Source organism: Nostoc sp., assembly GCF_036917975.1.
Taxonomy (GTDB): Bacteria; Cyanobacteriota; Cyanobacteriia; order Cyanobacteriales; family Nostocaceae; genus Nostoc.
In genome coordinates this window covers 29179-42962 of record NZ_JBALEJ010000004.1, presented here as the reverse complement: position 1 = coordinate 42962, position 13784 = coordinate 29179, and the positions used below count along the sequence as shown (strand labels likewise).

Genomic DNA, 13784 nt, shown 5'->3' with positions numbered 1-13784 from the left:
CATTAAACTGGTTTTTGAAAAACACTTTATTTGAGATTTCCCTATGGATGCTAGGGCACTTTGGCAACGATACCAAAACTGGTTATATTTCCACGAGGGATTGGGATTGTACTTAGACGTAAGTCGAATACGGTTCGATGATGCCTTTGTGGAATCGTTGCAGCCGAAGTTTGACAAGGCGTTTGCGGATATGGCTCAACTAGAGAAGGGTGCGATCGCAAATCCCGATGAGAATCGCATGGTTGGACACTACTGGCTGCGAAATCCTGATTTAGCGCCAGCGCCGGAACTTACACAAGAAATAGTCCAAACCCTAGAACAAATCGAAGCCTTTGCGGAAAAAGTCCAAACAGGTGCTATTCATCCTCCCAGAGCAAGCCGCTTTACGGATATTATTTCCATTGGCATTGGTGGTTCCGCCCTCGGCCCCCAATTTGTCGCAGAAGCTCTCGCTCCTGATTTCCCGCCCCTGAAAATTCACTTTATCGATAACAACGATCCCGCAGGTATCGATCGCGTTCTCAATCATCTGCGAAATAGCCTCGCCAGCACTCTGGTATTGGTGATCTCCAAATCTGGAGGAACACCAGAACCCCGCAACGGCATGATTGAAGTTAAAAAAGCCTACGCCGGACACAATTTGGAGTTTGCTCAATATGCGGTAGCAATTACCAGCGTTGATAGCAACCTCGATAAGTTGGCCAAAGAGGAAGGCTGGCTAGCCAGATTTCCCATGTATGACTGGGTAGGAGGGCGTACCTCAGAAATGTCTGCTGTGGGGCTAGTACCAGCCGCATTACAGGGCATTGATGTTCGTGCCATCCTAGATGGTGCAAAAGAGATGGATGACGCTACCCGCGTCCCAGATGTGAAAAATAACCCAGCAGCCTTACTCGCCTTGTCTTGGTATTTTACTGGCAATGGCAAGGGCGAAAAAGATATGGTTGTCCTACCTTACAAGGACAGCTTATTTTTATTCAGTCGCTATTTGCAACAGCTGGTGATGGAATCCTTGGGCAAAGAAAAAGACTTAGATGGCAAAGTTGTTCATCAAGGCATCGCCGTTTATGGCAACAAAGGCTCAACAGACCAACACGCTTACGTCCAGCAGTTACGCGAAGGTGTAGCGAATTTCTTTGCTACCTTCATCGAAGTGTTGGAAGATCGTCAGGGCCCATCCACTGAAATAGATCCGGGAGTTACATCAGGCGATTATCTTTCCGGTTTTCTCCAAGGAACCCGACAAGCGCTTTATGAAAATCACCGTGATTCCATTACAGTCACCATTCCCCAAGTTAATCCCCGAACTGTAGGGGCATTAATTGCGTTGTATGAACGTGCTGTTGGTTTATACGCTAGTTTGGTTAACGTCAACGCCTACCATCAACCAGGGGTAGAAGCTGGTAAAAAAGCTGCCGCCTCCATTCTGGATTTGCAAACACGAGTGGTAGCAGTACTACAAAAAGAAAAAACTCCCCTTTCTCTTGACGAACTCGCCGAAAAAGCAGGCGCATCAGATCAAGTTGAGGCAATTTACAAGATTTTGCGTCATATCCACGCCAATCAGCGGGGTGTAGTTTTGCAAGGTGATCTTCAGAAACCTGGTAGTTTGACGGTTTCTGCTAGCTGATAGCTCTAGTACCGCAAGGCGGAATTCAAAATTCAAAATTCAAAATTCAAAATGAATACAGCGTAAGCGTTTCATCGATTTTGAATGGTGAGGCAGTCCGGTCTTGGGGGTTTCCCCCATGAGGAACTGCCGAACCCGAAGGGGTGGTTTATTTACGCCGTGTTGTACTAGTCCAAATATCACATTTTGTCCATAATTGTTGTATCAGCAACAATTTTTTATTGTGAAGCATCCTAGATAGAAGATATATCTTCCGTCTAGGATGCTTCACCGTATAATTCGTAATTTGTAATTAACTTCTCTCCGGGTTCTCAATACTGTTCGGTTAAGGCAAGAGACGCGATGAATCGCCGTCTCTACAATCGCAATGACAATTGGGCATTTTTTAACGTGGAGTACTCTAAAGGGAACTAGAGCTAGTCTGAAGAATCGGCTGATTTTGAAGACGCTTCCCCTTCACCACCATCTTCACACCACCTGCTGGGCTAAATAGCAAGCCTTTACGTACTGGCTGCACTGGTTTACTATCAGCCAGTTCCATCTCCCAGTGAGACAGCACTGTTGCCAACACCAGCTTCATCTCAAACAAGGCAAATGCCATACCAATACAGCGACGGTTTCCGCCACCAAAGGGTAAATACTCATAAGGAGAAAATTGCCGTTCCAGAAAACGCTCTGGCTTAAATTGCTTCGACTCAGGATATAAATCTTCTCGATGATGGGTCAAATAAATAGAGGGATTGAGCAAAGTCCCAGGCTCAAAGTTGTATTCTCCAATTTGTAGCGGTGATTTGACCACTCGATTTAGTGCTGATACTGCTACTGGATAAAGACGTAGGGTTTCAGAACAGACAGCATTCAAATAAGGCAATCGGAAAATAGCGTTTGGATCTGGGTGTTCACCCAACTTATCTAGTTCTTGCAGCAGTTTTTCACGCACTTGTGGTATATGATGAATCCAGTACAGTGCCCATGATAAGGAAGTTGCAGTAGTTTCGTGACCCGCCACTAATAGAGTCATCAGTTCATCACGTAATTCCAAGTCTGTCATCGGCTCTCCCGCTTCATCACGAGCAGCCATCATCAAAGATAGAATATCAGTTCGAGATGGATCGGGTTGTGCTTTGCGTTCTTGAATCTGGGCGTAGATGAGTTGATCGATTTGCTGCCGTAAACGCAAGTATTTCCCCCAAGGACTCCACGCTCCTAAATCCCGTCGCATTGCTGGGAAAAGCAGCAGAACTGTTCTTAACATAGGGATTTTGGGATTTAGGATTGCAATCAGGAGTTCATTGAGTTTTTCATAACGTGGCCCATCTTCTAGACCAAATACAGCCTTCAAAATTACTTGGAAAGAGATTGCTTGCATTGATGGCAGAACTGCAAAGCTTTCTCCAACCTGCCACTGATTAGTCACTTGCTCAGTGATCTCACGGATTAAATCACCATAAGCAAGCATTCGCTCTCCATGTAAGGGCGGTGTCAACAGCTTTCGTTGTCGCTGATGAGGCTTTCCTTCCAGCGCCAATAGTGATTGCCTTCCTAATAAAGGCGAACTAATCCCTGCTGGCTCACCAGAGTCCAACTGCTTTGGATCTGTAGTAAAAATCTGTTGAATCACTTGAGGATTGCTAATGAAAACTTGAGGAGCAGCATTTTGTCCTAGCTGAAGGGTAAAGATATCACCATAACGTTTAGCACAGTCTTCTATGTATTCTAATGGGTTCGTCAGCCATTGATACGTCTGTACCCAAGGGTGAGTTTGAGGGCCATTAGGCAATTTAAGTGCAGACATTTTTATTAATCTCCCAATGATTAAAGCAAGATTGGTATCAGTCAGTCATTTATGCACCTGTAGCTTGATTAATCTTAGACCACAGATTGGGGAGATGAACTTACCAATTCTTGAATCTGCCTTGGGGTTAATTCTTGCACATTACGCAAAACTACTGCTGCTCCGGCTGCAATTAGTGTTTCACTATAGGCATCACCGCGCGCTGCTGTTTCCTGGACATGGGGTGGTAAAACCCCTACACCAATCCAAGGACGAGCAGAATCTAAACGTCGCGCTTTCTCGACGGTATACATATCTGCTACTGTATCTCCCACATACACTACAGCTAATTTTTGCTCAATTCCATTCTCTAACTTACTAACTGTGGCGAAAAGTCCAGTGGGGTCTGGTTTACCTGGCGCATCTTCCATCGCAATCAACACCGGAGATTCCAAACCCAAGCGTTTTTCTAAGACATAGTTAGCAGAAGCACGAGTTGCACCGCTAAAAAATCCCCAAGCAATCCCCGCTTCGGTAAGTTGCTCTAAATAATTAGGTTGCAATAATAAAGGTTCATTACAGATATACCCAGTAAAATTATTTGGGTCTGTCCCTCGGTAGCGCGATTGAAAAAAAGCCACGATCGCACCATAATCTAGTTGCAGTTGTTCGCGGCTCTGTTGTTGAGTTTCAAAGTAGCGGTAAATTAATTCCTGCGATGCTTCCCAATCGTTATTCCAAACACCTTCAGACTTGAGTTGGTCAATATCTAGTGGGGTTGGCCGATATGCTTGGGTAGTAAAATATTCTACGGTATCTGCGATCGCCCGGCGATAGGAACCGCTCACATCGCGCACAACGCCATCAATATCGAAAATAGCGATCGCTTTTACAGAAGTTGGTTGAGTCATGGGTAGAGAGGTTAACTAAATTGTCATAAAGTTGATTAAAACCATCTAAACTTCACCAAAATAAATAAGTAAGATTTTCTGGTAAAATCTAATTAATGCCGAAAACCAAGGCAAAACTATCTGGTTTGTAAACCACGGTCGCGTCAAAACTAGCAAGCCTTCTTACAGGTCAAACGGGAGTCCACGTTTTGTTAAATCTGCTGAAAATAATGGATGTCCAATGGCTAAAAGCTTCAGAAACATATTAATCAATAAGTAATCGGACAGAAATATTTACACATTAGATTTTAGGCTACATAATAGTTTCAGATCGAAATTTGTGTAATTAATTTTGTCTTAATACTTAGTAGGGTGGGCTACCCCCGAATTACGCTTGTGGACTGTTGAAGCCGTCTTCCTTGGATGAAGCAAGAAGTAGACCCATCTAAAGGAAACTTTAGTTGAATGGCTAACTTTAAATAAGTCTAGCCAAGTTCTGTATAGCAGGAAAAGAGTTTTATAGAACAAAGATATCAAATGGGTTCTATAGAATTTCAAAGTCCCTCTCCCAAGCTTGGGAGAGGGATTTAGGGTGAGGGCGAAAACTACAGTTCTCAACTTAGATAAGGTTTAATTATTTAACCGAGTACGGTGGGTTTAAGTCCCCCGGTTCTCTTCACCGGTAAGTTTTGGGTCGGGGTCTAAATCCCCGGACGCGACGCTCGAGTACTCGCTTGCCGCCGGCGCTATCGCAGACTCGCTTTGCGCGTCGCTTTCACAAAACTTACTTGCGACTTGCGACTTGCGACTTGCGACTTGCGACTTGCGACTTGTTTTAATTCTCATTTCTGACGAACTAATCCTTGGGGAAATCCTGCTGGTAGCGACCTGACGAAATAGACCTTGACTGGTTCATCCCGATTTGAGTTCTTCACATAAGATGTACTTAGAAAAGGACGATATTTAGTCTGGTGAGCAAGATATACTTTCATGAAAGCTGTACTAAAAGCCTGAAAACGAATGCGTCCCAATTCTGGGTCACGTCCAGAGAAACCAGAGAAACGGTTAGAAGATGGTAAAATTACGTTACTCATACCAGCAATCAAATCAGTATGAGTCCCTTTGTCACCAATACCCAAATACTTGTCTTTGGTAGTCAACCAAGAAAATGCTTGTACTTGTTCCAACAAGGCGGGAGTAACCGTGTCTGAGGCTCCACCAGCAATGACTACAGGAATTTCGATTCGGCTCAGACCTGCTTGCCCAAGAATACTACTCGTGAATGGATTGAGAGCAATCACAGCTTTCACTCGGCGATCGCGTAAATCTAGGTTGCTTAAGTTTTGTTGTATCTGTTCATAATCAGGAGAATTTTTTCCCAGTGCTAAAGCACGACACTGCAACAACAAGGACATATTGACCGAATCAGATTCAGATTTACAATATTTGTGCAACTGATTAATATTGATGCGTGCGCCAGCTAAGACTAAGGCTGTGTAACCACCAAAAGATTGTCCAATCACACCGACTTGTTGAAGGTTGATTTTTCCTTGTAGCCAGGGATCAGATGTTGAACGCTGTTCTAATTGATCGAGTATAAAAGTTACGTCTAAAGGTCGGTCAATTAATTCTGTGTCTGCAAATACTTGTTGGCTTTTACCTGTGAGTAGTGCTTCCATTTGGAGAGAATCACTACCAGGATGCTGAGGAACAACAACAGCAAATCCATAGGATGCTAAATTTTCAGCCAAGTAAGCAAAGCTCTCGCGATCGGAACCTAGTCCATGAGAAATGACTACAACTGGTGCAAGTGTTTGACTTTGAGGTAAATAGATATCGGTTTGAATGACTCTAGTTTCAATGCTTCCAGTCAGGGATTTACGATTAGTATCCACAAAGGCGATCGTTCTTTTTTCCCAAGAAAACGACCCTGACTTGTTGTATAACTTCGGTAATTTTGAGATATCTACAGGTGGTTCAGTCGATGCTTCCGTATTAGACTCTTGCTCAATTACAGAGAGAGCTTGATTTGTCTCCTTGTTCAGAGTGGAAAGTTTATTCATCAGTGCCAAAAGCTCTTGGGAGTTAATCCGAATACTCTGTGAAGGGAAGTAGCGCATCGTATTCAGGAGTGTTAATCCCTCTGGATCAGCCGCCGCTAGAATCAACGCCGCACGAATTGCATAAAAACCGTTCTGTCTTGAATCTGTTTGAATCAATTCACCCGCGGATTTTAACATGGATTCTCCAATTTTTGAATAGAGAAATTGAGAGACTGCTACGGGACTTAATTTTTGTTTTTCAGTCAAAACCTGACGCAGTTGAGCAATATCCTCTGGTTTGAGGTACTTTTTATATGATGCTAGTTCACTGCTAATTTTACCTTCTTGAGCATAAGTTTTTAAATCAGTAACAGGAAGAGAAAATTCTAAAAGACTATAAGAAAATTTTATTTGTTCAGCACCGAGAGCTGGCATCATTCCTATACTCAACAACCCAATAGTGGTACCGACCCAAGAAGGAATTTTAAGTTTCATAGCATCGTGTGAATGAGTAATTTGAATCGCAAACAGACTCCAATACGGTTCACTTAAGGCTAAAACTCTTTTTTTACGAACCGCAGAGGCGCAGAGGACACAGAGAGAAGAGAGGGAAGAAATACTTAACTCAACTGTATTTAAACAGACTCGTGTATTCTAAAGTATGGGCAGTACTTGTATAGAAATGGTATTGGTAGTCAAGCTTGAGAGCGATGCCTGCGGCAACTCCTTCGGAGAACGCATCCTAATAGCTTTCAAGAAACAAACTAGAAGGAAAAAGGATTTGACTTGATTTGTTTCATTTGTAGCGTGTGGTGCGCCGCTCTCAAACAGTTAAACAGAGGCATCTCCCTGAAACTTGACGACTGTTCCTTGACTCTTTCCATTGAAAGAGGCTAATTCTCCAGATTGAGTAGGTTCAGGCGATTGGGGTGGCTTACCTTTAGAGGTAAAGTCTGTGAGGTTTTTGACCACCACATAAAGGACAGGCACCAGCAGCAGGCTCATGATCACGGAGATAAATAACCCACCAAACACCGCCGTACCAAGGGATGTCCGGCTGGCTGCACCAGCGCCAGATGACAGTAGTAAGGGAAGGAACCCACACAGGGCGGCAATTGTGGTCATTAAAATCGGGCGGAACCGTTGTTCAACTGCATGGAGTGCAGCTTGGGTGATCGTCATTCCTTTCTCCCGCGATTGGTTGGCAAATTCTACAATCAAAATCGCATTTTTACTCGCCAGACCAATCAACATCACTAATGCCACCTGACAGTATAAATCGTTGACCAACCCGCGCACTGAGACGAATAACAGAGCGCCTAAAATCGCAAAGGGTACGGTCAGCAAGATGATGATCGGGTCGATGTAATTTTCGTACTGAGCCGCTAAAATCAGAAAGACGGCCACAATACCGAGACCAAACAGCAAGATGGCTTGTCCGCCAGATTTGGTTTCTTCTCTGGAAAGCCCTGTCCAGTCATAACCCAGACCGGGCTGCTCAATCTCCTTAAAGGTTTGCTGCATCGCCGCAATTGCTTGCCCAGAACTGTAACCGGGGGCAGCATTGCCTTGAATTTTGATCGAGCGGAATAAGTTGAAGTGGCTGATTGTTTGTGGACCTGTAATGGGAGTCACTTTTGCAACTTCATTCAGTAGCACCAGATTACCACTTCGGGAACGAACATTAATTTGACCAATATCGTCTGGAGAGTTCCGAAACTGTTCATCTGCTTGGATATATACCCGGTAGCTACGCTGGGAGAAGATAAAATCGTTGACATACTGCCCGCCCATGTAAGCGCCCAGGGTATTCATTGCCTCACTAAAATCGACATTGAGGGCTTCTAAGCGATCGCGGTTAATGTCAATCTGGTACTGGGGAGTGCTAGCTGTGAATTGAGTGAAGACTTGGCGCAAGATAGGATTTTGATTGGCTTTGGCAATTATTTGTTGCGCGATCGCCAGAAACTGATCGATACTCAGTTGTCCGTTGCTGCGGTCTTGAAGTTGAAATTCAAAGCCACCCGTTACGCCATAGCCAGAGACTGCGGGTAGGTTGGAGGTAAAGATCAACGCATCTTGATTTTGGCCAAAGATCCCATTCAGCCGTTGCACGATCCCCTTCACCGAATGTTTGTCACCCTGGCGTTCTTTCCAATCTTTCAGCTTAAAGAAAAACGTCCCCTGATTCGGCCCATTGCCATTCAGACCAAAGCCGGCAATGACGAGAGAGGTTTCCATCTCCGGCACTTCTTTTTGCAGGGTTTGAGACACAGTCTTAACAACTTTTTCGGTGGAGGCCAGGGAGACACCATCAGGAGCCTGAATCAAACCGACAATAATACCTTGATCCTCATCTGGCACAAATCCACTGGGGACGGAAACATATATAAATGCTGTTACCGCCAGTCCAAGGATAAATAGCCCCAGCACGAACATCCGGATGCGGATCAGGAACTTGGTCAGACGCTCGTATTGCTCCAGTACCCAGCTAAAGCCCCGGTTGAACTGACGAAAAAACCAGCCCACCGGCCCTCGCCCTTCACCTTCGGTATGATGCAAGAACAGTCCAGACATACTGGGGGTAAAACTCAGGGCATTGAATAAAGAAATGCCGATGGAGAAGATAATGACCAGTGCGAACTGCCGATACATGATGCCGGTCGCCCCTGGAAAAAAGGACACCGGGATAAATACCGCTATCAACACCAATGAGGTGGCAATCACTGCCCCTGAAAGCTCCCCCATCGCCTCAAAAGCAGCTTGTCGTCGGTCTAAACCTTGTTCCATCTTGGCAGCAATCCCCTCGACGACGATGATCGCATCGTCTACCACCAAACCTGTTGCCAGTACTAATCCAAACATGGTCAACGTGTTGAGCGAGAAGCCCAGGAGATAGGCAAAGGCCAATGCACCAATGAGGGATACAGGAATAGCGATCGCCGGAATGATTGTTGCCCGCCAATCTTGCAAAAAGACGAAAATCACCAGCACCACTAGGGCGATCGCTTCCATCAGCGTCTTGACCACCTCTTCAATTGAGACTTCTACAAACTTGGTGGTGTCGTAGGCAATGACGGCTTTCAACCCGGGCGGAAAGTTTTTCTCTAGCTCTGCAATCTGGGCTTCTACGGCTTTGGCTGTATTTAGCGCATTACTGCCTGGAAGTTGATAGATCAACATGGCGGCGCCCGCTTTGCCCTGTACCAGTGCCGAAGTTGTATAGTCCTGCGCCCCTAACTCGGCTCGTCCTACATCCTTGAGTTTAACTAGCGTCCCGTCAGCTTGGCTCTTCAGTACGAGGTTTTCAAATTCCTTAACATCTTTTAATCTACTATTGATGCGGAGCGGGAAATTCGAGTTCTGATTCGCCTTGGTGGGCGCTTGACCGATGGAGCCTACCCCCACCTGAACATTCTGAGAAGTTAGCGCACTGCTGACATCGGTTGCTGTCAAACCCCGACTGGCTAAAGCATTTGGGTCAAGCCACAACCGCATCGCATACTCGCGTTCCCCAACCAGTCTGGTATCTCCTACACCAGGGACGCGCTTGATGGCATCGGTGATGTAAAGGTCAACATAGTTACTCAAAAAGATGTTGTCATACTCGCTATTTTCGGCATAAAACCCATAAACTAGGAGAATGCTGTTGGAACGTGCTAAGGTAGTTAACCCAGTTTGCCGCACAGAGTCAGGTAACGTTGGTTCAGCGATTGCAGCTCGATTCTGCACGTTAACTTGGTCAATGTTGCGGTTACTCTCTGGGTCAAACTGAGTTGAAATGGTGGTGGAGCCGTCATTACCACTGGTTGAAGTCATGTACTGCATCCCCTCAACCCCGTTTATTTGCCGCTCAATCACGGTTGATACAGTATCTTCAACGGTTTGGGCATCTGCACCAATATAGGTGCTGGTAGTTTGCACTTGAATGGGTGCAATTTCCGGTAAGTTGTTGATCGGCAACAAGGGAATGCAAATGCCACCAATCAGCAAGATTAAGAGGGTGCAAACCGTTGATAAGACAGGTCGCTTGATAAAGGTGTCTGCGATCGACATGATAGTTATACGATTTTAGATTTTGGATTTTAGATTTTGGATTGAGAAAGTCCTACTCAGAATGACTTTCACCTAACTATTAACTCCTAAGATTGTGGTTGAACGGGGACACCATCTCGCAGTTTGAGAATGTTAGATACCGCTAGGCGATCGCCTGGTTTAATTCCCTCTAAAATGGGATAGCGATCGTTTTGCACTTCACCCAACTTCACAGGTTTTTGATGCACTACGAATTGTGGTTTTTGTTTTGACTTGTCTTCTTCCACCACCTTTTTCTTTGACTTGTCTTCTTCCACCACATAGACAAAACTCTGTCCGCCAATGCGATTCACCACTTGAATCGGAATCAAAATACCCGGTTGCTGGCTCCAGATAATCCGAGCGCGAACATATTGCCCATCCCGCAATTTGCCATTTGAATTAGCAAATCGGGCTTTGACTAAAATAGATTGGGCAGCTGTAGTTACTTGCGGCGAAATAAAGTTAATGCTGCCAGTAGTTAGACGCTTACCAGTGTTGGCATCCAGTAGCTCTACAGGTAATCCCCGACGCAGTTGAGCCGCATTGTTGGATGGCACCGAAATTCGCATATCCTGGATATCATTTTTGGTAATCGTGGTTAAGGTTCCCCCAGCACTCACGTAATCGCCTACTTTGACTGAGAAATCGCCAACGATCCCATCAAGCGGTGCAACCACCTGCTTCTGCTTCAGATTCACTTGATTTGAAGCAACTTGAGCCTGGGCTTGCTGGACGTTTGATAGTGCCTGATTGACACTTGCTTGGCTCGCATTCACCTGCTTTTTAGCAGCATTTAGGGTAGCGATCGCTGCATCGATGTTATTTTTAGCAATATCGAGTTCTTGCCTTGCCTGTGCGCCTTCAGTTACAAGCATCTTGGTTCGCTGGAACTGCACTTGCTGTAATTTCACATCTGCTGCGGCTTTAACTTGATTGGCTTGTTGTTGTTCAAGTTGTGCCTGGGCGGTTACTACAGCCGCCCGATTGGAGTTAACCGTAGCAATGGCGTTGGAGACATTGGCTGTAGTCTGATCCAAACTTAAAGATAGAATCGGCGTTCCTTGGCTGACGTGATCGCCATTGGATACAAATATACGCTCGATTCGCCCCTGAATTTGCGGCTGAAGCGAAACGCGTTCCTGGGCTTCTAATGTGCCAACAAACTCGGAGGTAGATTGAACTTGACTCGATTCAACAGTCTGCACCTTAACCGGAAGAGGCGGTGGCGCTTTTGCTGGCGGGGCTTTTCGGTTGCCTAATAATTGCCAGCCCACAAAGCCCCCACCCCCAATTAGCAGAACTGCCAGTATGACCCAAAGCCATGTCTTGCGCTGTCTTGGGGGTTTAGAAGCGGTTTCTTCAGTATTGATCGGATCTGTTGACACTGGTGCTAAGACTGAACTAGAGCCGTTTGCAGCACTGTTTTTCAGATCAGCAGTTGGCTCAGAAGATACAGATTCAAATGGGCGATCGAGTGACATAAGATATTCAACTCCGTCAGACAATTTTAGATTTTAGATTTTGGATTTTGGATTGACTATTAAGGAATCATTGGTCAAGATTCGTAATTCAGATTAAATCTGGGTTTCCAGGTTTGAATCTGTCGCAAATATTTTTCAAATTGGTATAAATTACACAATTTTCTGACTTACAGAAATGAAGCTTTAGATAATTATTGACAGGACTTTAATCTCTGCGTTCAGCTGTCATTTGCCAAATTCTTTCTAAGGTTTGAATTTGCCGCAGTCGAATTGCTATTAGTTTATGATGTCTTGTATGCTGCCTGCCAACTCCAACTCCGATACAGAAGAAGATTGCTGCAACACAAAGACAAGCTACAAACAAAACGTTGCCAGATAAACTATCAACCTGGTTGGGTGAATAGGTGAGGTCAAGTTGATCAAGTTGTTCAGTAATTGGAGTTGCAAATTGAGGGTTTGCTGTCAGGTCAGCTGAAGATAACCCGTTCATAGTAGTATGCTTCTCTTAATAAATAGTATTACCAAAGGCTGAAGTTTGCTTTATACACCAGCAATCTGTTTCAAAATCTCCTCGGTAAACCATTCCATTCCGTTGACAAAGTTACGGGCTGGTGTGGGCATGAGTTCGAGATAGGTTGCGAGGCGAATTGCCTGACCCAACTGGCCTTTTACCTCGTAGCGATCAAAGATTTCTACAGCGCTCTGGTGCAGTCCCAGTTTCATCAACGTACCCCGCAGATTTACGCTAGCAGGGGTAGGAGATTTTCCGGCAATCAGCGCCTTGATATTGTGAGCGATCGCTGCTCCTTGTTGATAGGCAACCTGAGCGGTAGCAGGCTGGGGATTCAACAGATCGATGGCACAATCTCCCGCCGCAAATACTTCTGGAAATTCTGGCAGCTGTAGAGTCGGTTTAACTAGGGGGCGATTGTGTTCATCCCGGTTTTCAGGCGCGATTGAGAGCGCGTCAATCACTGGATGCGTCGCATTCCCAGCCGTCCATATCACTGTGGCGGCGGCTAATGTCTCTAATTGTCCATTGCGCTCAAATTCTACAGCTCCCGGATGAACTGCTTTGACCTCAGCACCCAATAACACCTCCACGGAGGCAGTTCGCTGTTGCAGTGCCGACTGTGCAGTTTCACGGAGGCGATCGCTTTTAGACTCTTTGAGAATCTCAGAACCACGCTGCAAAATCACAATCCGAATTTCCTGCGGGTTCCCCCCTAAAGGGATGTACCAAGTTGGCAATAAATCGGCTAGCGTTGCTGCCATTTCCACCCCAGATGCACCACCACCCACAATCGCTACCGTAAGCATTGCATGGCGTTCCTCTATATCTTCGGTTTGAGTTGCAATCTGCAAGCGGTTTCGTAAGTGCTGTCCTAGCGCAAACGTATCATAAGCGGTGCGGAACGATCGCGTATGTTCTTTTGCCCCAGGTATCCCAAGGTAGCTTGTAGTGCTGCCCAATGCCAATACCAAATAACGGTAGGAATACTTTAAGCCAGAGTCTAGCTTGACCTGCTTTTGATCCAGGTCGATCGCTTCTACTGTGCCCAGCACAAAGGTAATACCGCTCTTGTGCAGCAATGCATCGTAGCGGGGACAGATTAACTCCAGTTTGACTTCGCTACTGAGCAGTTCATACAGCAACGGCTTAAAGACGAAGTTCCACGATTGGTCAATCAAAATAATCGGGCCGGAATGTAAATCTCGCAGATGGAGTGCTGCAAACAATCCGGCAAAACCACCCCCTAGAATCAAAATCGGCGGATTATCATTTTCATCAATCTGTGCTGGCGATCGCATTTGTACTCTCCTTGATTGTTTTGATAGACGAAACTGTTTTGTTTAGCATTTCTTTAATGCTAAACAAAACAGTTTCGT

At 45.4% G+C, this 13784-nt stretch carries 8 protein-coding genes; 1 reads left to right on the top strand and 7 read right to left on the bottom strand.

The genetic code is table 11. The features are described from left to right. The first annotated feature begins 43 nt into the window (after positions 1-43). Positions 44-1630 (top strand): glucose-6-phosphate isomerase, encoded by a 1587-nt coding sequence (locus tag V7K76_RS00955; RefSeq protein WP_334779479.1) that lies wholly within the window; start codon positions 44-46, stop codon positions 1628-1630. A 400-nt stretch (positions 1631-2030) separates the two neighbouring features. Here V7K76_RS00955 and V7K76_RS00950 read toward each other — a convergent pair whose 3' ends face one another. The 7 genes from V7K76_RS00950 to V7K76_RS00920 form a co-directional block, all read right to left on the bottom strand. Then, entirely contained in the window at positions 2031-3425 is a 1395-nt protein-coding gene (locus tag V7K76_RS00950) for a cytochrome P450 (protein ID WP_334779480.1), read from the bottom strand. A 74-nt stretch (positions 3426-3499) separates the two neighbouring features. After that, the gene (locus V7K76_RS00945) at positions 3500-4315 is read right to left on the bottom strand and encodes a TIGR01548 family HAD-type hydrolase (protein ID WP_334779481.1); all 816 of its coding nucleotides are present in this window, start codon (positions 4313-4315) and stop codon (positions 3500-3502) included. Between the two features lie 821 nt (positions 4316-5136). After that, on the bottom strand, positions 5137-6831 hold the full coding sequence (locus V7K76_RS00940; RefSeq protein WP_334779482.1) for an alpha/beta hydrolase: 1695 nt from the start codon (positions 6829-6831) through the stop codon (positions 5137-5139). Between the two features lie 336 nt (positions 6832-7167). Further along, the gene (locus V7K76_RS00935; RefSeq protein WP_334779483.1) at positions 7168-10392 is read right to left on the bottom strand and encodes an efflux RND transporter permease subunit; all 3225 of its coding nucleotides are present in this window, start codon (positions 10390-10392) and stop codon (positions 7168-7170) included. A gap of 86 nt (positions 10393-10478) precedes the next feature. Next, positions 10479-11894 (bottom strand): efflux RND transporter periplasmic adaptor subunit, encoded by a 1416-nt coding sequence (locus tag V7K76_RS00930; RefSeq protein WP_334779484.1) that lies wholly within the window; start codon positions 11892-11894, stop codon positions 10479-10481. Positions 11895-12099: 205 nt separating this feature from the next. Beyond that, the gene (locus tag V7K76_RS00925) at positions 12100-12384 is read right to left on the bottom strand and encodes a hypothetical protein (protein ID WP_334779485.1); all 285 of its coding nucleotides are present in this window, start codon (positions 12382-12384) and stop codon (positions 12100-12102) included. Positions 12385-12434: 50 nt separating this feature from the next. After that, on the bottom strand, positions 12435-13706 hold the full coding sequence (locus V7K76_RS00920; RefSeq protein WP_334779486.1) for an NAD(P)/FAD-dependent oxidoreductase: 1272 nt from the start codon (positions 13704-13706) through the stop codon (positions 12435-12437). Between the last annotated feature and the right edge of the window lie 78 nt (positions 13707-13784).